A 21,902-nucleotide genomic window follows, 5' to 3' on the forward strand; every position below is an offset into this window, starting at 1 on the left:
ACTATTTTAAGTTTAAGGGTAAATCAAATATTTCTTTCTTTTAACTTTAAATTCACTCAGACCGGGCTCCCAACTTTTTCTGATTTCTGCTTCCGAGAAGCCATCAATAATTTGTTGTTTGAATTTCTCGGTTCCTGCCAGTTTATTAATATCGCCCATTTGTTTGCTTTGAGTTCGGTCGAAAAACTTGTCTTTATATGGGTAGGCTTTATAAAGTTCCATCATCCATGATAGATTAAGTTGCTTGCTTTTTCGTAGGGTATTTATATCATATTTTCTCAAATCAAGTCCAAAACATTCTTCATTTTGGTGAAGTGGGGTTTCGCTCATGCCTTGAATACTTACGGGTTTAAAGCTGAAATCGTATTTACCTTTTAGGGCTGGAGCTCCCAAAACAGTAAACGGAATGTAGGTTCCACGCCCTTGGCTAATAATGGTTCCCTCAAACAAACAAACACTCGGATAAAGCATAATAGATTGTTGAGAATTGAGGTTTGGCGATGGAAAAACTGGTAAATCGTAAGGCATTTCGTGGTTGTAGTTGGCCATTTTAATAACACGAATTTTGCATTGACGCTTATTCGGAATCCAACCTTCACCATTAATCATTTGAGCAAATTCTCCCATTGTAAGACCATGAGCAATCGGAATTGGGAAAATACCGATACCTGAATATAAATGCTCTTCTAAAATGGGGCCATCAACCAAATACCCATTTGGGTTCGGGCGGTCTAAAACGATAAGTTCCTTATTAAATTCCGCACAAGATTCCATCACGTGGGCAAGTGTGTTGATATAAGTATAGAATCTGGCTCCTACATCTTGTATGTCAAAAATCATCACATCAACATCTTCTAAATGTTCTTTGGTTGGGCGTTTAATTTTGCCATAAAGTGAAATAATCGGAATACCCGTTTTGGCATCAACTTCATTATTTACCTTCGCACCATTACTGGCATTGCCACGGAAACCATGTTCGGGTCCAAAAACCTTCACAATATTCACACCCAAACTTAGTAAACTATCTACGCTTGGCTTTTTACCAATAATTGAAGTTTGATTGACGACCATGGCCACTCGTTTGCCCTTAAGAAGTGGCAAATAGGCCGAAATTTGGTCGGCACCAGTTATGATTTCTTTTTTAGCTACACTAACTGAAGATGAGTTATCGGCTAATAATTGCATTTTATTACAAGCAAATAAAAGTACAACGGCTAATTGTAGGGCAAGAAAAATGTTTAAAAGAGGGTTTTTCATAGAGTTTAATGGAAATTGTTGATATCTAATTAATCGCGTTTATTTGTTTCAGAATCTTTCGTGTGATAGTCTTGCGGCATTGGCCAAAATCTGGGTTTACTTCACTACGTTTTTTTGCTATTCGAGTGGCGAAAAAGTAAGTGTTGTTGTTTTTTTCGAGGTATCCAACCCACCAACCAGAGTCAATACCGCCGTCACGTGTCCAACCAGTTTTTGAACGAATCGTATAGTCAGGTGTTTGCTCAGTAATCATTACTTTTTTCAAAATCTCATAGTTTCGCTTAGAAAAAGGCAGTTTTTCTTCATAAACATCTCTTAGAAATGTTATTTGGTTTTTAGGCGAAATAACAAATTTGCCAAAATTCCAAAAGTCAACACCTTTTTCTGATAAATCAGCATTTCCATAATGACAGGCTTTTAGGTATTTTAGATAATTTTTTCTACCTATCTTCTTGGCCAATTCAATAAAAACCCAGCCTGCTGATACTTCGAAAGCTTCTTTCACACTCATATCATGGTAGATTTCTGGTCGATAGCCATAAAGCGTAGTGTCAGTTTTTCCAACCCATTTAATTACTTGATTCTCGTCTGAAATTACTTTTGTTTCTAAGGCAATCAATAAATTAATAATTTTGAATGTGGAAGCAGGTAAAGTTTCTTTTTGTGCATCAAGCGAATCAGAATAAATCCAACGTTTATTTTGATAATCATAAATGGTAGTACTTCCTTTGATTTGACATTCTTCAAAAGCGTGTTGAAAGTTGCTCTGAGCTGTCAAATGGAAACTAAGGCTTAAGCAATAAAGAAAAATAAGTAGGCGGATGATTTTCATTTGAAAGATTTAAGCATGCTGTCAAAACGAAACCAAAACTACCATTTTATCATTAATTATTGGTGTTTTTCTAAGTATAAGTTCATAAAACCTAATAACGCTTTTCATTTTTGGGCATTTTTCAATACTTTTGAATAAAAATTTCGTCTAACTTGAAAACATCAAAAGAAGGCATTATTGAAGTTCCAGTGGTTCCACCCAAAGGTGCAAGCCGTGAAGAACGTAAGGAGTTTTTGCAGGAATCGGCCAATAAATATCTAGAGGCTATCGAAACGCAATTGGGGGATTTGAAAAAAGTAGGAAAAAATGCTTTAATCATTGGTGGTGTAATTGTAGCTGCCTATGCGATTACTGAGCTTCTACTTCCTTCGAATAAGGTAAAGGCTTTACCCACTCCAAAGCCAATTGCTGAAGAAGACGATGAAAATGAAGATTCGTTTGTTTGGGATGCCCTTAAAGGCGTCGCAACCTCGGTCTTATTGACTATTGCTAAAAATAAGCTCCTCGAAATAATTGATTCTTATACTACCGAATCCACAGAAAATGTCGAGACCAATTCTTGATAAAATATATCTCAACAAACAACTACACAAAAAATCATTGGCTGTTTTACTCGACCCAGATAAAGTTGAGTTGGAAACTTTCGATGTATTCTTGTTAGACTGTGTGGAAAACCATGTGGATTATTTTTTAATAGGGGGAAGCCTAATTACAAATAACATTATGGGCGAGATGATTGCTATTATTCGTCAGAAGACAAATATTCCAGTAATTATTTTTCCGGGAAATAGCCTTCATGTTGAGCCCAATGCCGATGGAATTTTACTTCTATCTTTAATTTCTGGTAGAAATCCCGAGTATTTAATTGGTCAGCACGTAATTGCTGCACCATCTCTTCGTAAAAGCGGTTTAGAAATTCTCTCAACGGGTTATATTTTGGTTGATAGCGGCCGCCAAACTACGGTTTCTTATATTAGTAATACGACACCCATTCCGCACGATAAGCCCGATGTGGCAGCTTGTACGGCGATGGCGGGCGAAATGCTAGGTCAGAAACTTATGTATTTAGATGGTGGAAGTGGGGCATTATATCCTGTTTCTGCTAAAATGATTAAGAAAGTGAGAACTTCTATTGATTTACCACTCATTGTTGGTGGAGGAATCAATTCTACTGAAAAGGCCTCTGCTGCCCTCGAAGCAGGAGCTGATATTATTGTCATTGGTAATGCTTTTGAGAAAAACCCTGCTTTATTGACTGAAATTGCCGAGGTCGTTCAAAACTTTAATTTATCTGTTGCTTGAAACCACACAAAGTTTTTCTTGGATTAGGCTCAAATTTAGGTAATCGTGAAGAAAATTTACGAAATGCCATTATTCGTATCAGAGATATAATCGGAGCTATTACGCAAGAATCGGGCATTTACGAAACTGTTGCTTGGGGCTTAACCGACCAAAATGCTTTCTTGAATCAAGTAATTGCCATTGAGACCAGCTATTCACCCATCGCAGTATTACATCTCATTCTTCGTATTGAGCGTGAAATGGGTCGAATTAGAGAGGTAAAATGGGGGGCTCGTATCATTGATATTGATATTCTTTACTACGATGACGAGATGATTTTAACCGAAAATCTTAGTATTCCCCACCCATTTATTCAAGAACGTAAGTTTGTGTTAGTTCCTTTGTGTGAAATCTCTCCCGAAAATATCCACCCTATACTCAAGCAAACTAATCATCAATTATTATTGGCGTGCCAAGATTCGGGTGAAGTGAATAAGGTTATTAATTGAGGCAAATATCTAGCTTTTCGGCAATAAATATCATTCTATCAGAGTTTTGCTCATCAAAAGTTTCGAGGTGATAATTTCCCAAAACTTCTTTACAAATCAATCCTGCTTTTTTAAAATAAGCTTTAAAATCTTCTTGCGTGAGAATTTTCACCCGTTCTTGAAACTGATGATGCGAACCCTCAAAGTCGAAATCAATATTTTTTACGATAAACCCCGCTTCAATTTGTTTTGTAATGATAAACTTGATTCCTTCCACCTCTTTTTCATAATGTTTTGAGAGATTATTGATAGCTTTTGTACAATTGATATAATCAAGTACAAGTTTACCTCCTGATTTTAAATTATCGGCTACTGCATTTATGGCTCGAAAATTGTCTTGGTCATCATCGAAATACCCAAAGCTTGTGAATAAATTCAGTACAAAATCGAAAGTGTTTGGGCGAAAACACGTACGCATATCATGTACAAAAAAATGCAGATGTTTGTTAGCAGATTGATTAGCCGATTCGATATTATTGCGAGATAAATCAAGCCCAATTACATGATAGTCTTTTGAATTGAGGTAAATGGCGTGCCGGCCTTTACCACAAGCAAGGTCGAGAAATGATTGAGTCTTTTGAAAATTGAGCTTTTTTTCGAGATTATCAATAAGCATTTTTGCCTCGTCTTGGCAACGGCTTTTGTAGAGTTGATGATAAAAAGAAGTATCGAACCATTCTGTAAACCACTCTTTCATTATCTTTATATCAATTTATGAATGGGGGAGTAAGAGGAAATAAATCCCACATTTCAATTTTTAATTAGATTTATCGTTATAAATAGAATAGCAAAATTACTGCCATTATCACCGAAAATGAAACTTTACTATAAAATATACCGCTTAACTTTTATTTCGTGCCTATTTTTCACTTCAACATCGTTGATTTTCGCACAATCAACCGATGCAGTTCCAAAAGCGAAACGCAAGGGCGAAAAAGGTTATGAAAAAGAGACAATTCAAGAAAAGCTTGATAGGCTTCCGGTTGGGGTAACAACTCCAAGGGCTTCGGCATCTTTACCCGGGGGAACGAATATTTCAAACATAGATGATGCGAAAAAATTTGCTACTGAAACTTTACCAGATTTAGGCTTAAAACTCAAAAAGACCATTAAAGATGTTCAGAAAGAGATAAAAACTATGAAGCATGAGTTTAATGGTAAAGATTACGAGGGAATAAAGGTAACTAAACAACTGATTAGACAAGGTACGGGTAATAACCTAACGTTCTTAGAATTTTATACGTTGAAAGACTTTTCCCAGCCGAATCCATACAATAGACATTTATATTGGTATGACCGCAAAGCCAATAAAATTGTAGAGGGACTCGGCCGTGACCGTGCTACGAATGATTTAATGCATGGCCCTTATAAAAGATACCTAGGCGATTTAGTTGTTGAAGAAGGCTGGTACTATCTCGGGGCAAAAGATGGGCGTTGGGAGCTCTATGATAAGAATTATAACTTACTCAACAAAGAGTATTATGAGCGTGGTTTTTATCAAGATTCAGAAATTTCATATTTCGATGAAAGAAAAACAAAAATAAAGGAGGTGATTCCCAAACTATATGGAAAGGTTACGGGTGAGTATCTATTATTTAATGAAAGTGGTACTTTGGCCGAGCAGGGTATGATGGATGATAGCGTGAAAGTAGGCCGCTGGGTAGAGTATTATCCGACAGGAAATCGTAGAAGAAAAGAAGTACAATACGGTAAAGACTGCTACGATACTACTTTCGAATCGTATGTGGTTTATGAATATGATGAGAGAGGTAGAATTACTTTTGAATCGCCAAAAATTAAAAAGAACTGATAATAAGAGAGTTATTATTTTAGCGACGATTAGATTCAAAACCTTAACAACGTTAATTTTTATGTCTCAAATTTTTCATTAACTTTGCTTACATACAGCTTAGTTTTTTGAATGGCCAAACTTTCGCCCGACGACTTAATTTATGGATATATTAATGGCATTTTTCCGATGGCCGATACCGATGGTACATTATACTGGTACTCTCCCGACCCCCGTGCCATTATTCCCCTTGATACTTACAAGCCAGCGAAATCTCTTCGCCCAATATTGAACAAAAACTATTTCGAAATACGCTTTAATCATGATTTCGAAGGAGTGATGCGTGGTTGTGCAGATGCCAGAAGCGACTCAGATGAGACTTGGATTTCTGATGAAATTATTGAAGCATATTCTGGTTTAAATGCTATGGGGCTTGCTCATAGTGTGGAAGCTTACTTAGATAATGAGTTGGTGGGTGGCTTATATGGGGTTGCTATTGGTGCTGTCTTTTTTGGCGAATCAATGTTTTATCGAGTGCCTAATGCCTCAAAAGTTGCTTTTCATTATTTAATCGAAACTCTTCGTCAGCAGGGTTTCGAATTACTTGATACCCAGTTTATTAATGATAATGTAAAGCGTTTTGGTGCAATTGAAATACCGAAAGCCAAATATTTGAATTTACTAAGAAATGCCGTTACTAAAAAGGCTCGATTTACAGAAGTTGAAGTTGAGCATTTATTTGGAAGAAAATAAAAAGAGCCTCTCCGTTAATGAGAGGCCTTTTGTTTATTTTTTTTTTTCGAAATTACTTATACCTTCATTCAGAAACTTCAAAAAGTTTTCTTTTGATGAATAGCCAATGGGCTGTTTTACAATCAACTTGCCATTAGAGTCTTCAATTACATAATACGGTTGGGCATTATTATTATATTTCACAATCTCTAAATCCATATTTTTATCGCCCACAGTTACTTTCAATTCATCATCATATTTCGAAGTAAATTGTTTCTCTTTGGGGAGCTCTTTTTTATCATCAACATATAAGGAGGCAATCACAAAATCGTTTTTTAATTTCTCCAAAACCTCTGGTTGTGGCCAAACGTTTTCTTCCATTTTTCGACAATTGGCACAAGCATAACCCGTAAAGTCAATAAACAATGGTTTTCCAACTTCTTTTGAATAGGCCAAGGCATCATCATAATCATAAAACCCTTTTAAATCATGGGGTAAATTTCTGAGTTTAGAGCCATCAGCAACGGTTGTTGCAATAGTTTTAGGCGGTAAAAGACCCGACAAAAGACTTAATTCTTTACCATGGGTTACGCCCGGAACCATGTAGCCTGCAAAAGCCAAAAATAATAAACCAAAAAATATGCGTTGCGGAGCGTATTTCTGCACTTTGCTATCTTTAGGCAAACGAATAATTCCGAAAATATACAGTCCAATGGCGGCAAAAATGATAATCCAGATAACTAAAAATAGATTTCTTGAGATGTAATTAAAATGGTAAGTAAGGTCGATATTACTCAAAAATTTAAGTGCCAAGGCAAATTCCAAAATACCAAAAACGGCTTTCATTTCATTCATCCAACCACCTGATTTCGGTAAACTCTTCAACCATTGTGGAAACATAGCTAAAGAAGTAAAAATTACTCCAAATGGTAGGCCAAATGCCAACATTCCCCAAAGCGGACGCCATACTTCGCCTTTCGCTGCCATAATAAGCAATGAACCTACAAATGGAGCTGTACAAGAGAAAGAAACAACCACTAAAGTAAGAGCCATAAAGAAAATTCCAACCAAACCACCACGCTCCGACATACGGTCGATGTTATTAACCACGTTGTGTGGCAATACAATTTCAAATGCCCCTAAAAGCGATACCCCAAAAATGATGAAGATAACAAAAAATATAAGATTAGGAACCCAGTGTGTACTGATAAAGTTTAAAAATGGTGCTCCAAAAACAGTAGCTACTAAACCAATAATCCCAAATACAAACATAATTGAAAGTCCATAAAACATGGCTTTTCGAGTGCCTTGCGATTGTTTGGTGAAGAAACTTACCGTCATGGGCATAATTGGGTAAATACACGGCATAAAGATGGCGGCAAAGCCCGCAAAGAACGCCGTCAGGAGAAAACCAATAAGAGATGTACTTTCTTGCATTAACAAAATTAGATTTGATGATGACTATTTTTTTAGATAACACAAATTTGATGCAAAAGTGCCTGCATTATCTAACGAATTAAGTTTTTTTGAAAAAATAAGTCAAATAGAAGTGTTATTTACCGAAAAAACCTTTAAAAATACCATTTTTCGGTCATAAGTTTGAAGGCTACCCCAGCCACAAAAGCTGATAAAAGAAGATTCCAAGTATGTTTGCGAATCTTAAAACCATCTAAAACTAAAAAGGAAGTGGCCATCGTAATGCCTACGATGATTAATTGGCCAAATTCAAGCCCGATATTAAAAGCTAATAGTTGGAGAATAATACTTTGGTCTTTGCCTAAAAGACTTTTTAGATAACTTGAAAAGCCCATTCCGTGAATAAGCCCAAACATCATAGCAATGAAATATCTTATACGAGAAAACTCCTCAGGATTGAGCACGCTATCAGAACTTTTATGAAATAAATTTGAGAAGCACGTGATAATAATTGTTACTGGAATTAGAAATTCAATAAGCCTAGAATCAAACTCTATCACATTGAGTGCCGCCAAGGCGAGTGTGACAGAATGCCCAACTGTAAAGGCTGTAACGAGATATAATACTCTTTTCCAGTCAGTAATTCGATATATAGCACAAAGAGCTACAACAAATAAGATGTGGTCATAGCCATTCAAATCTGTAATGTGTTGATAGCCAAGTTGTAAGTAAACCAAAAACTCGCTCATGATTAGGGATTCCGCATTTTTATCCTATCTAAATATTAATGTTTATGGTAGGATTATTCCAACAAAATGATAAGATTTGTATTGTTTGTTTTAAAGTTACAACGAAAAATTAGTAAACCATGGGTATCAGAAAAAAAATCGGTTTTGCATGGGGCTATTCTTTCATTGCCTTCTACATCTTAGGTTATTATTTTATTACACCAAATTGGACATATTTTGTATTCATTTATGCCTATGGTTTAATACCCATTCTTGATGAAATTGTGAGTAGAGATTCGCAAAATGCGAGTGCTGATGAGTTTGAAAAACTAATCAAAGACCGCTATTTCGATTTTCTAGTTTATTCACATGTTTATATTCAATACTTTATCCTTGCGTGGGGTTGTTATATTCTTACTCACGATAAGCTTACTTGGTATCAGATTTTAGGGCTAATGCTTAGCCAAGGAGTTTATGCATCGACTATCATTAATGTGGCACATGAACTAGGGCATCGGGTAAGTCCAATTGCACAGTTTCACGCTCGTGCAGCTTTGATTTCAGTTTGCTATATGCATTTCTTTGTAGAGCATAATCGTGGGCATCATGTGCACGTCGCTACTCCTCTTGACCCTGCGACTGCTCGTAAAAATCAAACAGTTTTTAGTTTTTGGCGGCAAAGTGTGATAGGAGGCTTTAAAAGTGCATGGAAAATCGAGAAAAAACTGCTTCAGAAAAACAATAAGAGTATTTGGAGTATTAGTAATGAAATGATTTGGGCGGTAGTATTGCCAATTCTTCTTTGTGCTTTGTTTACAGCCCTTTTCAGTGAGTCTATGCATAAAATTGCTTGGATTGTCTTACTGTTTTTTGTTGTACAAAGCATCATAGCAATTTTATCCTTAGAATGTGTCAATTACATCGAACATTATGGAATTTTGCGAAAACAGCTCGAAAATGGGCGTTATGAAAAAGTAAACCCACTTCACTCGTGGAATGCTAATCATTATTATAGTAATGTATTGCTTTTTAATTTACAACGACACTCTGACCACCATGCTTATGCTGCTCGACCTTATCAAGTATTGAGGCATTTTGATGAAAGCCCACAATTGCCATTTGGTTATACGATGATGATTCTGATGTCGCTTGTGCCACCTATTTGGTTTAAAATAATGAATAGACGTTTAGAAGAGTGGCAGCAAAATAGTGTAGATACAGAACATATTATTAAAGTAGTCAAGCAGTTTGCTTGAAAAAAGAAGGATATCATTTGAACGTCGGCAGGGTTTTAAACCCTGCCGACGTTGGCAGAAATCACCATATTATTAATTTGCCATTAAATAGCCTTTGATAAAATCATCAATGTCGCCATTTAATACAGCTTCAGTATTTGAAGTTTGAATATTGGTTCGGTGGTCTTTCACACGGCGGTCATCTAATACATAACTACGAATTTGTGAGCCCCACTCAATTTTCATTTTTCCAGCTTCAGTTTCCGCTTTCAAAGCATTGCGTTTATCTACTTCTAATTGGTAAAGTTTCGAGCGTAACATCTGCATCGCACGTTCTTTATTACCCAACTGACTTCGCTCTACCTGACATACAACCACAATTCCCGTAGGTTTGTGAGTCAATTGTACTTTGGTTTCAACTTTGTTTACGTTCTGTCCACCAGCACCACCTGAGCGTGAAGTTTGAATTTCAATATCAGCGTCACGGATTTCTATATTAATCGTATCATCAACTAATGGAGAAACAAAAACTGATGAAAATGAAGTATGGCGACGAGCGTTTGAGTCGAATGGAGAAACCCTAACTAAGCGATGTACCCCGTTTTCAGATTTCAAGAAGCCATAAGCCATTGGTCCATCAATTTGTAAAGAAACTGATTTTACGCCAGCAGTATCACCATCTTGATAATCAAGTTCAGAAACTTTATACCCTTTCTTATTAGCCCACATCATATACATACGCATGAGCATGCTTGTCCAGTCTTGGCTTTCCGTACCACCTGCACCTGCATTAATCTCAAGAATGGCACTCATTTGGTCTTCCTCGTTCGATAGCATGCGTTTCAACTCCAATTCTTCAATAATTGTAGTCACTTTCGCACCTTCTTCATCAACCTCTTCTTCACTAACCTCACCAGCTTCATAAAACTCGAAGAGTGTTTCGAGGTCGCCGATAGCCGCATCGGCATTTTCATATCCGGTTGTCCAACCTTTCAAAACACGTACTTGTTTCATCACGTTTTCAGCTTTGGCAGCATCTGTCCAAAACTCAGGTTGAGCAGTTTGTTGTTCTAAATCATCGAGTTGTTCTTTCTTACTATCGTAGTCAAAGATACCCCCTCAAGGCCGCCAATCTGGCCTTTAACTCCTTCAATTGTTCGGTAGTCATAGTATTTGTGAATGAATGATTTTGTTTATGAGAAATGAGCATTTCTCAAATGAGGTGCGAAATTACTGATAATTGCTTAGAAAACAGCGGATTAGATAAATAAAAGAGATTTGAGTGGTAGGAAGTAGAGAAAAAACCAACTCTTATTCTCAAAGAGCTGGTTTTCTTGGTTAGACTCTAAAGAGTGGCTTTCTCTTTGATATAAACACTTATTTTATCATAGTATAAAACACTTAGACCTTCAAAACCAGAATCAGTGCCTACACAAAGCCAAATTTCGCCTTTTTCGTTAGGTTTTACTGTGACCAATTTTCCAGTATTGTTTCGATTCACAACTTTAAAACCCGGTTCGGAAAGGCCGTTTGAAGCATCGCCGATGGTAATTAGCTCTTTTCCTCCTTCTGCTTGATTTCCTTTATCAAGATTAAACTTATAAAAGTCTCCCTCTAAATATTTATTTGGTTCTTTGGAAGACGCACCAGCCTTTACATAAACTGAGCTGCCAGGAGAGCCACCAATTCCGACGCTATTGGCATGAAAATAAGTACCTAATTCAATATTGAAGAAAACCTCATAGGTTTTTTGACTATTCAAACCACTGATTTTTTTCTTTGCATACATAAACATATCGTCGCTACGATTATGGCTTTGTACGCGTAAACCTTTTTTGGTTGAATCGGAAGGGATTTTTTCAACACCATACTTGAATTCTATCGAACTACTATCCATTGAAGTATTGTATTCTGCCAAATCTACAATCCAACCCTCAAAGCCATTTTCAAAACTTGAAAATACGCTAACCTGATTACTAACTTCTGCTTTATCGCATGCTAATGTAAGAACCGATGCTAAAGCAATACAACTATACGAAACCCACTTATTCATAATTTATTTAATTTGTTTTGTGTTGATTAAATTTTCTGACCGGTCATAAAAAGAGATTCAGATGTTGCTGAAATAGTTGGAAGTAGCAAACATAAAATGAGCCGTAGAATAATGAATTGTAATCTAAAAAATTGATTATCAGGCTTGTAATAAGTAGTTTTTTCTATGATTTTAGTGAAGAAAAACACAGTTTTTCATGTGAGACTAAGTGGTTAGAGATGTACCAAACTCATTCTATTTACTTCAAATTTGAGCTTTTACAAACAAAATCTCAATAAATCAATAATATCTTCCAAAAAAGTTTTTCTTTTCATTAAAAAACTTGTACCTTTGCAGCCCTAATTGGAAATTAGTATCTAAACGAAAACAATTATTTAAAAAAATGCCTACTATACAACAGTTAGTAAGAAACGGCAGAGAACAAATGACTTGGAAATCTAAGTCTCCGGCGTTGGATTCATGTCCACAACGTCGTGGCGTTTGTACTCGTGTTTACACTACGACTCCAAAGAAGCCAAACTCAGCACTTCGTAAAGTTGCTCGTGTTCGCTTAACAAACCAAAAAGAAGTAAACGCCTACATCCCAGGTGAAGGCCACAACTTACAAGAGCACTCAATCGTATTGATTCGTGGTGGTCGTGTAAAAGACTTACCAGGGGTACGTTATCACATTGTTCGCGGTGCATTAGATACTGCAGGTGTAAATAATCGTAAGCAAAGCCGTTCGAAATACGGTGCGAAACGTCCTAAACCAGGTCAAGTAGCAGCTCCAGTTAAAGGAAAGAAAAAATAATTTCCTGTAAATAATTTCCAGTTGAAAGTTTTCGGTTAGAAGATAAACGTTCAAGTTTTTCAAATAATAAAAGCTTAACAACAGGGTAGTAATCTCGGAGCAATTCAGAGGTGAATTAGTTTACAAGAACGAAACCTTATTTCAAAAAATGAGAAAAGCAAAACCAAAAAAGCGTTACGTATTACCTGACCCGAAGTTCAGAGACGTAACTGTAACGAAATTCGTTAATAACTTAATGTATGATGGCAAGAAAAGCCTTGCATACTCTATTTTCTACGGTGCATTAGAGTTAGTAGAAACCCGTACAAAAGAAAACGGTCTTGAGTTGTGGAAAAAAGCATTATCAAACGTAATGCCAAGCGTAGAGGTAAAAAGCCGTCGTGTAGGTGGTGCTACATTCCAAGTTCCGATGGAAGTTCGTGCTGACCGTAAACAATCGGTAGGTATGAAATGGTTAATCGGATACGCTCGTAAGCGTGGAGAAAAAACCATGACAGAACGTTTAGCGGGTGAAATCATCGCTGCTTCAAAAGGTGAAGGTGCAGCCGTTAAGAAGAAAGACGATACGCACAGAATGGCAGAAGCCAACAAGGCGTTCTCTCACTTCAGATTCTAATTTTCTGGAAACAGTTAAAGAATCAATATATAAAAAGCCTCAAATGCTAACAGTATTTGAGGCTTTTTTGTATTTGCGAGGCAAAAAATTGTGGCATACTTTTAAAGTGTGCCACAATTCCTTTTCAGCGAAAACAACGACGGCAAGGTTCAAAACCTTGCCGTCGTTAAAATAAGAATTATTAAGATAAATGAAAATTATCGAATCATTTCATAATCTTTAAACATACTCAGCTTCATTGATTCTACTTTCTTTCTGAAATCAATCCAATTAGTAGCAAAGAATGTGTTGATTTTTGCAATGGATTCTTTCGTTAGGCCATCAAATTGCTCGAAAATCATGTTTTCTGTTTTTGTTGGTACGGATTGTCGACTACTCAAATACATCATCAATTCCTGTGCTTTAGTCAGTGGCGTTACTCTGTAAGGTCGGCCATAACCTTGTTTTTCAAGCGGTTTGGCTACAATCAACTCCTTTTTAGCTTTAATCGTATCTTGAATAGCTTTTATTTGCTTCTTGAGGTCGTCTATGTCTTTTCCTTCATTATCCTTTACCTGATTCATTAGCTTTTCAGTAATATCGTTGGCTTCTGTGAGGCGATCGGTAGCTTCAGTAAGTTTCGAAATACTGGTTTTGAGACGTTCATAAACTTCTTTTTTAGCTATTTCTGCATTTCTGTCGAAATTAATTCTTGGGTCGGCTTTAACGGTTATGCTGGTTGAATCTTTTTGGTCGCCAAAACTAAGTATAACTTTATACTTTCCTGGTAAAACATTGATACCACTTGGTTCGGCAGCTCCTTTTTTAGGTTTCGGGCTATTAGGATAACGGAAACCTTTTTCGGTCAAATTCCATGTGATACGATGAAGGCCAGAAGAATCAGGAATACTAAATAATGTACGGATTTGCTTGCCTACTTCATCATAGATTTTAGCATAAACTGTATCATACTTAATACTTGGTGTTTTTATAATCGGAGCATCTTTTCTATCTTCAGGCTTTTTCTCTTCTTTTTTCGGAACATTCACAAAATAACTGATTCTTGCTCCAGCTACACGATTTTCTCCTTCGTACATTCCATCACCGATGGTATTGTAACCAATTTGTGGAGTGAATTCTACCAAATAAGCATCTGGAGTATCGAAGGCAGCGAGTTTTTGTTCTAAAATCTTCCCAGAAGTTTGGGCAATTTTGCGGAGTGGGCGAATATCGTCTAAAACATATAAGGCACGACCAAATGTACCAACTACTAAATCTGCCTCGCGTTCTTGAATCGTAAGGTCCATTGTCGAAACAGAAGGTAGGCCAGCCTTCCACTGCGTCCAAGTTTTTGCTTCGTCAATACTTACCCAAAGGCCGTGCTCTGTGCCACAAAACATTAAATTGGGAGTAGTTGGATCTTGTAGAAAACACAATGCATAGCCACGAACCTTATTTTCGTCAACGATTCGCTCCCAAGTCTGCCCAAAATCCTTAGTACGGAATATATATGGAGCAAAATCTCCTTGACGATAATTATTTACAGTTACGAAGGCTTCTGCTGCATTGTATTTTGAGGGTTGAATCTGACAAATCCAACCTTCTTTAGGAAGACCTTTGATTTTTGAAGTGAGATTTGTCCAGTTTTGCCCAAAATCTTTAGTTAGCTGCACGTTTCCATCATCAGTTCCTGCCCAAAGTATTCCTTTTTCTTTAGGAGATGGTGCTAATGTAAGAATGGTATTATGGTTTTCGGCCGAAGTAATATCGAGCGAAAGCCCGCCACTTTCATCTTGCTTTTGGTGTTCTGGATTATTGGTTGTCAAATCGGGTGAAATGATATCCCAAGTCATACCCTTATTTGAACTTTTATGTACAAATTGGCTACCGTAATAAATAGTAGATTTCTCGAATGGGTCTTGAGCAATAGCAGCATTCCAATTGAAACGCAAACGCGTTTTAATATCTACCTGTGGCGGACGAATCATCGTAGATTGTCCAGTTTTGGTATCATACCTTCCTAAAAAGCCACCTTGTGACATCGCATAACCATATCGTGTATCTTCGGGGTCGGGCATTACGTCAAAACCATCGCCTCCATTTACCGAAAGCCAGCTATAATTTCTTATTCCGCCCTCTTTCCAGATATAAGCAGGCCCTTGCCATGAGCCATTATCTTGCAAACCACCATAAATATTATAAGGAATTTCGTTATCGACGTTTACGTGATAAAATTGTCCTAAAGGTAAAGCTTCTGCGAAAGTCCATGTTTTACCTCTATCTCTTGAAATCGAGACTCCACCATCGTTTCCGTTTATGATAAAATTATTATCTTCAGGATGAATCCAAATAGCGTGGTGGTCAGCATGTGCTTGGTCGAAAGAGGCAGTAGTTTTGAATGATTTTCCACCATCTTCACTCACCGAAATAACTTGGTAAAGGCTATAAAGTCGATTTTCGTTCTTTGGGTCGCATAAAATATCATTGAAATAAAACGGTCGATTGGTTACGTCTTTAGGGTCATCATTTACTTTTTCCCATTTCATTCCTCCATCATCAGAGCGATAAAGTCCGTTTTTAGTAGCTTCAATCAAAGCATAAACACGATTGGGGTATGAACGACAGCTCGCTAAACCAATTCGGCCATAATCTCCTTCTGGCAAACCATCAGTTTTAGATAGTTTTTTCCAACTCTTTCCTGCATCATAAGTGACATACAAACCAGAACCTTCACCTCCCGATTTGAAATCCCATGCGGTGCGTTTGTGTTGCCACATGGCCACGAAGAGTTTGTTGGGATTCTTGGCGTCCATAATCATATCTGCAACGCCCGACTTCTCATTTGTAAACAAAACTCTTTGCCAAGTTTCACCGCCATCGCTTGTTTTATAAACCCCTCTTTCTTGTTGTTCGGCGTAGGGGTTTCCGATTACGCCTGCATAAACTACATTTGGATTGGTTGGGTCAATCAAAATTCGATGAATGTTACGAGTTTTTTCTAAACCCATTAGCTTCCAAGTCTTACCACCATCAAGCGATTTGTAGATTCCTGCACCTAAATTGATAGAATTTCGAGGGTTTCCCTCGCCAGTTCCCACCCAAACCACCGAAGGGTTTGATTGTTGAATAGCTATCGAACCAATATTTTGTAATGGCATATCATCAAAAATAGGTTGCCATTTAGTACCACCATTTTCACTTTTCCAAACACCACCCGATGCCGAAGCAGCGTAAATGATATTGGGATTTTCCCAAACCGCATCTACCGCAGTAATTCTACCCGACATCACGGCTGGGCCAATGCTGCGGGCTTTCATTTTCTTGAATAAATCGGTGTTGAGTTTTTGGGCAAAAGCTGCCGTTGAGAGCAAAGTGAATAGGAAAAAACTCAGAAAGTAGTTTTTTTTCATGTTTGTTGAAGGGTTTTATAGGTATATCAATAGGGTAAAATAAATCTCAAATATCAGAAAATGCAAAGGTTGAGATGAAAAGGTTGTTTTTTCACCACGGAGGCACGGATTACAAGATTATCACGGAAAAAATCTGTGTTAATCTGTGTAATCGCAGCGGCGAACCGTCTGTGCCTCTGTGGTAAATCCTTATGCAAACTCCATTTCAAAAAGGCGACCTAAATGACCTTTTAGCTTCGCTCCTACTTCTTGCACATCAAGTAGTTTTCCGAGTTCTGTAGCCATTGAAGTTACGGCTTTGTCGTCAATGCCACAGGGTACAATATTTTGAAAATAGTTTAAATCAGTATTTACATTCAAAGCTAAACCGTGCATCGTTACCCAACGACTTGATTTTACGCCCATTGCACAGATTTTCCTTGGATTTTCTTGTTTAATGGAATCAAGCCAAACGCCTGTCAGACCTTCTATTCGGCCTGCTTCGATTCCATATTCGGCTAAAGTCAGAATTACGCCTTCTTCCAAAAAACGCATATATCGGTGAATATCAGTGAAGAAATTCTCCAAATCTAAAATCGGATAAGCCACTAATTGCCCCGGGCCGTGATAAGTAATATCTCCGCCACGATTTATTTTATAGAATTTTGCGTGTTTTTCTTCTAAGCCATTTTCATCGAGAAGAAGATTATCAATTTTTCCGCTTTTGCCAAGTGTATAAACATGTGGATGCTGACAAAAAAGTAGATAATTGGGCGTTGTTTTTTGCTCTTCTGATGCGAGATTTCGATTCCCAACTTTTATATCTATGATTTGGGCAAAGAGTTTTTCTTGCGTATCCCAACCTTCTTGATAATCAATTAGGCCTAAATCAATAAACTGTACGGTTTTATTAAGATTATTATTCATCAGTTTCGTAACTTTGTAGCATGAATGCCAATACAAATGTAGTTATTCGTGAAGGTACTATTGCCGAATGTATCGAAATTTCTAATAAAATCCCTGAGTTTAATACTGGAAATTATGGCGAAGAAACTTACCTTCAACGATTATCTAACACGAAGCATTTGATTTTAGTTGCGATAAAAAACAATGAACTGGCAGGATTTAAGGTTGGCTACGACCGAGACCAAGATGGAAGTTTCTATACGTGGTTGGGAGGTGTGCTACCAAAATTCCGCCAAGATAAAATAGCCACAATATTAGCTGAAAAGCAAGAAAATTGGGCAAAAGAACAAGGCTTTAAGTCAATTACTCTAAAGACACGTAATCGTTTTAAAGCAATGTTGATTTTTGCTTTGAAGAATAATTTTTTAATTGAAAACGTAGAACCCAAGGAGCAAATAGATGATAATAGAATTTTGCTCCGAAAAATTCTAAAATAAATAAGCAATGAAATACCCGATTGTAGCTTACGGAGACCCCGTTCTGAGAAAAGAAGCACGTGATATTGAAAAAGGTGAGATAGATGTAAAGAAATTAGCCGATGATATGTTTGAAACCATGTATGCGGCGTCGGGCGTTGGCTTGGCTGCCCCACAAATTGGCATGGATATTCGTGTTTTTGTAGTTGATGGAACCCCAATCAATGAAAGTGCAGAAACCGATGAAGACATTGACCCATCGTTGATAGATTTTAAAAAAGTATTTATTAATGCAGAAATCATTGAAGAATCTGGCGAAGAATGGGCATACGAAGAAGGGTGCTTGAGTATTCCGGGTGTAAGAGCTGATGTGTACCGCCCAGAGTTTGTAAAGATTCGTTATTTCGATACAGATTGGAATGAGCACATCGAAGATTACGAAGGTATGGCCGCTCGTATCATTCAGCACGAATACGACCACATTGATGGTATTTTGTTTACAGATCATTTGTCTTCATTGAAAAAGCAAATGTTGAAGAAAAAACTTACCAATATCACGAAGGGTGAAGTGGATGTAGATTATCGAATGAAGTTTCCGAAGTAAATCGACATTGTTCGGTGGCTGATCGAAGTCGAAGCCACCCAACAAGTCACCCAAAAATACACAATCAAAAAAATGTCAGAAAGCGTTAGCCAAAATCTAAGAATTTCGTTGGTTCAAACAAATCTCCATTGGGAAAACCCAACGGCGAATTTGGCTATGCTTGAAGAAAAGATTTTTTCTATTTCGGAGTCAACCGACCTAATTATTTTACCCGAAATGTTTACAACAGGCTTTTCGATGAAAGCCGAGCAATTTGCCGAACCGATGAATCTGACAACTACTCGTTGGATGAAGCAAATCGCGGCACAAACTGGTGCGGTTATTACGGGTAGTGTGATTATTAAAGAAGGAGAAAATTATTATAATCGCCTACTTTGGGTTACGCCAGAGGGCGAAATAGATACTTATGATAAGCGTCATTTATTTAGAATGGCTAAAGAAAATGATGTTTATGCCGATGGCAAGAAGCGACTTATCAAGTCAATCAAAGGCTGGAAGATTTGTCCGCTTATTTGCTATGATTTACGTTTTCCAGTTTGGAGCAGAAATATTAATCTTGACTATGATTTATTGATTTACGTAGCTAACTGGCCTCAAGTGCGTATGTACCCGTGGGATTCGCTTTTGGTGGCTCGGGCTATCGAAAACCAAAGTTATGTGGTTGGAGTCAATCGTGTGGGCGAAGATGGCAACGGTTTTCCGCATTCGGGTAATTCGGCGGTCATTGATTTTACTGGAAAAGTGCTTTTCCGTGAAATAGACAACGAAATTATTTACCACCACACACTCGATCGCTCTTCTCTCGATGAATTTCGTCAACGTTTTCCGGCTTATTTAGATGCAGATAGGTTTGTGATTAATCTATAATTGGCCAGCTTTTGTAAGAATATCATTTATAAAAGCTCTCGCTTCAACTTCTTTTAGTGCTGCATATTGCTTTTTATCTTGATTGACAGCAGCAGCAATTTGATACTTTAGTTTTTGATATTCAGCTCTGGCAGTTTCATTAGCAATCAGATAATTTCTGAATCTAATATGCCTTTGTAATTCTTCGCTATCAACTGGGCAAACATATAAATGATGTGTAATTGTGTCGAGTACTTGGTGTTTACTTCTCCACATTCCTCTTTTAAATACCTCTCGATTTATAATTCCCTGATTTCCGTTATGATAATACCCTATTTTTTCCAATCTCTTTGTTAGGATTTCAAAAGACACATCTTTTCCGTAAACAATATCAACATCAATGATTGGTTTGGCTGCCAACTTCGGAACGGCGGTACTTCCAACGTGTTCAACAGATATATTTAGCCTTATCAAAGCATCAGTAATAACACTTTTGATAGCCTTGAAATCTTCAATCCAACTTTCTCTATATTCTTGAATCAGCATCGTTTTTCTTATCCCAATCAAACAACTTTGATAGAAACGCTTCCTACTTTCATTCCTTTTTCGACGTAGTGGTGTGCTTCGGCAACTTCATGCAAGGTATAAGTTCTATCAATTATGGCACGAAGATGCCCTTTTTCGGCTAAATCTTTGAAAAACTCTACTTGTTCTTTCGTGTCTCTCGGAATCGGGAAAATGATTTTCTTGGTGAAAAGCGGTAGATAGACATTCTGAGATAAATACCCTAATTCGGTTGAGAAATAAGTGCCATTTTCTTTCAGTAGTTTTTTACATTTGAAGAATGAACTTTTGCCGACGGCATCAAAAACCAAATCGAACTTTTTATTAGTGGCCGTAAAATCTTCTTTGGTATAATCAACTACAAAATCAGCCCCGAGAGTCTTGGCCAAAGCGAGGTTTTTAGTATCGGTTACGGCCGTTACTTCCGCACCAAAATATTTGGCTAGTTGCAAGCCCGAACTTCCAATTGAACCAGAAGTACCGTTGATAAGTATTTGGGTGTTTTTATCAATCTTGAATTTTGCTAAATAATTCAAAGCAAGGTATGGGCCTTCACAAATACAAGCGGCTTCGTAGAAAGTGAAGTTTTTGGGTTTAAGAGCAATCGAAGCACTTTCGGGTATGGCGAGGTATTCGGCATGTGTGCCAAAGTTTGAAGTGCTGAGTCCAAATATTTCATCTCCGACTTTGAATGACTTTACATTTTCACCGATTTGCTCAATAATTCCTGCAAATTCGCTACCGAGTGTATGAAACCTTGGCTTGAAAAGTCCGGTGAATAATCTTGATATAAAATATTCGGCCGAACGCAAACCCGTATCGGTTCGATTGACTGTTGTTGCATAAATTTTCACCAAAACTTCGTTGGGTTTTGGCGTTGGTTTTTCAATTTCTTGTATTTTAAGTACATCAGCCGAGCCGTATTCAGTATTTATAATTGCTTTCATATTCTTGTTTTTGATTCAAAACAAAAACTAAGCAGCAAATTAAACCACCAAATATTGACAAAAGGCAATAAAAGACTTTATTAGGGAAAAATTTGTGGAAAACCTTCAAGCCGCCGCAAAAAAATCTTGTACTTCGTGAGGTTCTACTTTAATCACATTGGCAAGGACCATCAGAACGAGTGTGCGTGAAGCAATTTTACGAGGAATCTTGGCAATTTCTGCATAAGTTTCAACCGTTATGGTTGGGTGCTCGGCCAAATATTGCATCAAAACACGTTCTTTATCTCCGTATTTAATACAAATATTCAAAGATTTTCGCTCTCCCTTCAGTATTTCACGCATTTCTTTGCTGGCCTGTACTGAGCGGTCGGCTACACGTACATAAGCTTTGCGATTTTCAAGATTGCCATCTAAATCTACATAATGAGGTTTAAATGGACTTTTCTGAATATTATAGACCAAAACTTCTCGCTCACCCTCTACAATCAAGCGTTCGATGTCATAATCAATGGCGGGATAGATATATTTTTCAATAGCTTTTTGCAAAATGTATTCATCTTCATCGGGAAATTTCAAGCCTTTTATACTCTTGTCATCGCCGATACCTACAATTAGTCTTCCTCCATCTGTATTGGCGAAAGCAACCATTTCCCTGACAATTTTTTCAGGGTGGTTTGTTTTTAGTTTAAATTCTACGAACTTATTTTCGCCATGGCGAACAAGTTCTTTGAGTGCTCGCAAATCAAGCTTTGAATGCGGAGCCATTGTGTAATCTACCATCATTTCCCGAATGAATGGTTCGGTTCTTTTCAACGAATAGGTGTGGAAAGAACGTAAAAACCTTTTCTAAAAATATATTTTTTGTAGGGCTTATCAAAGTAGCTCAACAAAATTTTCAAAATCTTAACACT

Annotated in this window: 23 protein-coding genes; 11 read left to right on the forward strand and 12 right to left on the reverse strand. The window is 37.2% G+C overall.

All coding sequences use genetic code 11. The annotated features are described in order from the left end of the window. Positions 1 to 12 precede the first annotated feature (12 nt). Both EMTOL_RS08420 and EMTOL_RS08425 read right to left on the reverse strand, forming a co-directional pair. Positions 13 to 1,185 carry an exo-beta-N-acetylmuramidase NamZ family protein gene (locus EMTOL_RS08420; protein ID WP_374755377.1) on the reverse strand — a complete coding sequence of 391 codons (1,173 nt, stop codon included), beginning with the start codon at positions 1,183 to 1,185 and terminating at the stop codon, positions 13 to 15. Between the two features lie 97 nt (positions 1,186 to 1,282). After that, complete coding sequence (locus EMTOL_RS08425; protein WP_015028855.1) at positions 1,283 to 2,089, reverse strand: penicillin-binding transpeptidase domain-containing protein; 807 nt, start codon at positions 2,087 to 2,089, stop codon at positions 1,283 to 1,285. 152 nt (positions 2,090 to 2,241) lie between these two features. Here EMTOL_RS08425 and EMTOL_RS08430 point away from each other — a divergent pair, with 152 nt between their 5' ends. The 3 genes from EMTOL_RS08430 to folK are packed head-to-tail and all read left to right on the forward strand — an operon-like array spanning position 2,242 to position 3,879. Beyond that, positions 2,242 to 2,652, forward strand: coding sequence for a hypothetical protein (locus tag EMTOL_RS08430; protein WP_015028856.1), 411 nt, complete (start codon positions 2,242 to 2,244; stop codon positions 2,650 to 2,652). Next, on the forward strand, positions 2,633 to 3,391 hold the full coding sequence (locus EMTOL_RS08435) for a phosphoglycerol geranylgeranyltransferase (protein ID WP_041693488.1): 759 nt from the start codon (positions 2,633 to 2,635) through the stop codon (positions 3,389 to 3,391). Before EMTOL_RS08430 ends, EMTOL_RS08435 begins: the two co-directional genes overlap by 20 nt. After that, positions 3,388 to 3,879 (forward strand): 2-amino-4-hydroxy-6-hydroxymethyldihydropteridine diphosphokinase, encoded by a 492-nt coding sequence (gene folK / locus EMTOL_RS08440; RefSeq protein WP_015028858.1) that lies wholly within the window; start codon positions 3,388 to 3,390, stop codon positions 3,877 to 3,879. Before EMTOL_RS08435 ends, folK begins: the two co-directional genes overlap by 4 nt. Here the strand turns inward: folK and EMTOL_RS08445 are convergent. After that, complete coding sequence (locus EMTOL_RS08445; RefSeq protein ID WP_015028859.1) at positions 3,872 to 4,615, reverse strand: class I SAM-dependent methyltransferase; 744 nt, start codon at positions 4,613 to 4,615, stop codon at positions 3,872 to 3,874. The genes folK and EMTOL_RS08445 overlap by 8 nt on opposite strands. Before the next feature lie 117 nt (positions 4,616 to 4,732). Here EMTOL_RS08445 and EMTOL_RS08450 point away from each other — a divergent pair, with 117 nt between their 5' ends. Both EMTOL_RS08450 and aat read left to right on the forward strand, forming a co-directional pair. Further along, positions 4,733 to 5,728, forward strand: coding sequence for a toxin-antitoxin system YwqK family antitoxin (locus EMTOL_RS08450; RefSeq protein WP_015028860.1), 996 nt, complete (start codon positions 4,733 to 4,735; stop codon positions 5,726 to 5,728). 111 nt (positions 5,729 to 5,839) lie between these two features. Then, positions 5,840 to 6,460 carry a leucyl/phenylalanyl-tRNA--protein transferase gene (gene aat / locus EMTOL_RS08455; RefSeq protein ID WP_015028861.1) on the forward strand — a complete coding sequence of 207 codons (621 nt, stop codon included), beginning with the start codon at positions 5,840 to 5,842 and terminating at the stop codon, positions 6,458 to 6,460. A gap of 33 nt (positions 6,461 to 6,493) precedes the next feature. Here aat and EMTOL_RS08460 read toward each other — a convergent pair whose 3' ends face one another. Then, a complete protein-coding gene (locus EMTOL_RS08460; RefSeq protein WP_015028862.1) occupies positions 6,494 to 7,876 on the reverse strand; it encodes a protein-disulfide reductase DsbD family protein in 1,383 nt (460 codons plus the stop codon). 134 nt (positions 7,877 to 8,010) lie between these two features. Then, positions 8,011 to 8,604 carry a HupE/UreJ family protein gene (locus tag EMTOL_RS08465; RefSeq protein WP_015028863.1) on the reverse strand — a complete coding sequence of 198 codons (594 nt, stop codon included), beginning with the start codon at positions 8,602 to 8,604 and terminating at the stop codon, positions 8,011 to 8,013. 119 nt (positions 8,605 to 8,723) lie between these two features. Here EMTOL_RS08465 and EMTOL_RS08470 point away from each other — a divergent pair, with 119 nt between their 5' ends. Further along, positions 8,724 to 9,839 (forward strand): alkane 1-monooxygenase, encoded by a 1,116-nt coding sequence (locus tag EMTOL_RS08470; RefSeq protein WP_015028864.1) that lies wholly within the window; start codon positions 8,724 to 8,726, stop codon positions 9,837 to 9,839. Positions 9,840 to 9,911: 72 nt separating this feature from the next. Here EMTOL_RS08470 and prfB read toward each other — a convergent pair. Continuing rightward, a protein-coding gene (prfB, locus tag EMTOL_RS08475; RefSeq protein ID WP_015028865.1) for a peptide chain release factor 2 occupies positions 9,912 to 10,986 on the reverse strand; the annotation gives its coding sequence in 2 pieces (ribosomal slippage) (positions 9,912 to 10,925 and positions 10,927 to 10,986; 1,074 coding nt in all). 177 nt (positions 10,987 to 11,163) lie between these two features. Then, positions 11,164 to 11,871 carry a hypothetical protein gene (locus tag EMTOL_RS08480; protein ID WP_015028866.1) on the reverse strand — a complete coding sequence of 236 codons (708 nt, stop codon included), beginning with the start codon at positions 11,869 to 11,871 and terminating at the stop codon, positions 11,164 to 11,166. Between the two features lie 382 nt (positions 11,872 to 12,253). On the opposite strand from EMTOL_RS08480, the gene rpsL reads away from it, so the two are divergent. Continuing rightward, positions 12,254 to 12,664, forward strand: coding sequence for a 30S ribosomal protein S12 (gene rpsL / locus EMTOL_RS08485; RefSeq protein WP_015028867.1), 411 nt, complete (start codon positions 12,254 to 12,256; stop codon positions 12,662 to 12,664). A gap of 148 nt (positions 12,665 to 12,812) precedes the next feature. Then, positions 12,813 to 13,280, forward strand: a complete 468-nt coding sequence (rpsG, locus tag EMTOL_RS08490) for a 30S ribosomal protein S7 (protein ID WP_015028868.1) — start codon at positions 12,813 to 12,815, stop codon at positions 13,278 to 13,280. A 197-nt stretch (positions 13,281 to 13,477) separates the two neighbouring features. Here the strand turns inward: rpsG and EMTOL_RS08495 are convergent, their stop codons facing one another. Both EMTOL_RS08495 and lipB read right to left on the reverse strand, forming a co-directional pair. Next, entirely contained in the window at positions 13,478 to 16,669 is a 3,192-nt protein-coding gene (locus EMTOL_RS08495; RefSeq protein WP_015028869.1) for a VPS10 domain-containing protein, read from the reverse strand. A 189-nt stretch (positions 16,670 to 16,858) separates the two neighbouring features. Then, positions 16,859 to 17,575: a lipoyl(octanoyl) transferase LipB gene (lipB, locus tag EMTOL_RS08500; protein WP_015028870.1), complete on the reverse strand. Its 717-nt coding sequence runs from the start codon at positions 17,573 to 17,575 to the stop codon at positions 16,859 to 16,861. 20 nt (positions 17,576 to 17,595) lie between these two features. Between lipB and EMTOL_RS08505 the strand changes: the two genes are divergently transcribed. The 3 genes from EMTOL_RS08505 (at position 17,596) to EMTOL_RS08515 (ending at position 19,501) form a co-directional block, all read left to right on the forward strand. Then, positions 17,596 to 18,051 carry a GNAT family N-acetyltransferase gene (locus EMTOL_RS08505; protein ID WP_015028871.1) on the forward strand — a complete coding sequence of 152 codons (456 nt, stop codon included), beginning with the start codon at positions 17,596 to 17,598 and terminating at the stop codon, positions 18,049 to 18,051. A gap of 7 nt (positions 18,052 to 18,058) precedes the next feature. Further along, positions 18,059 to 18,634, forward strand: a complete 576-nt coding sequence (def, locus tag EMTOL_RS08510; protein WP_015028872.1) for a peptide deformylase — start codon at positions 18,059 to 18,061, stop codon at positions 18,632 to 18,634. Positions 18,635 to 18,706: 72 nt separating this feature from the next. Next, complete coding sequence (locus EMTOL_RS08515; RefSeq protein ID WP_015028873.1) at positions 18,707 to 19,501, forward strand: amidohydrolase; 795 nt, start codon at positions 18,707 to 18,709, stop codon at positions 19,499 to 19,501. Here the strand turns inward: EMTOL_RS08515 and EMTOL_RS08520 are convergent. The 3 genes from EMTOL_RS08520 to EMTOL_RS08530 form a co-directional block, all read right to left on the reverse strand. Next, a complete protein-coding gene (locus EMTOL_RS08520) occupies positions 19,496 to 20,026 on the reverse strand; it encodes a GrpB family protein (RefSeq protein ID WP_015028874.1) in 531 nt (176 codons plus the stop codon). The two genes, EMTOL_RS08515 and EMTOL_RS08520, sit on opposite strands and share 6 nt — an antisense overlap. A gap of 17 nt (positions 20,027 to 20,043) precedes the next feature. Then, positions 20,044 to 20,991 (reverse strand): NAD(P)-dependent alcohol dehydrogenase, encoded by a 948-nt coding sequence (locus EMTOL_RS08525; protein WP_015028875.1) that lies wholly within the window; start codon positions 20,989 to 20,991, stop codon positions 20,044 to 20,046. 105 nt (positions 20,992 to 21,096) lie between these two features. Next, a complete protein-coding gene (locus EMTOL_RS08530) occupies positions 21,097 to 21,774 on the reverse strand; it encodes an AlbA family DNA-binding domain-containing protein (protein WP_015028876.1) in 678 nt (225 codons plus the stop codon). Positions 21,775 to 21,902 lie beyond the last annotated feature (128 nt).

This window comes from Emticicia oligotrophica DSM 17448 (genome assembly GCF_000263195.1).
Classification (GTDB): Bacteria; Bacteroidota; Bacteroidia; order Cytophagales; family Spirosomataceae; genus Emticicia; species Emticicia oligotrophica.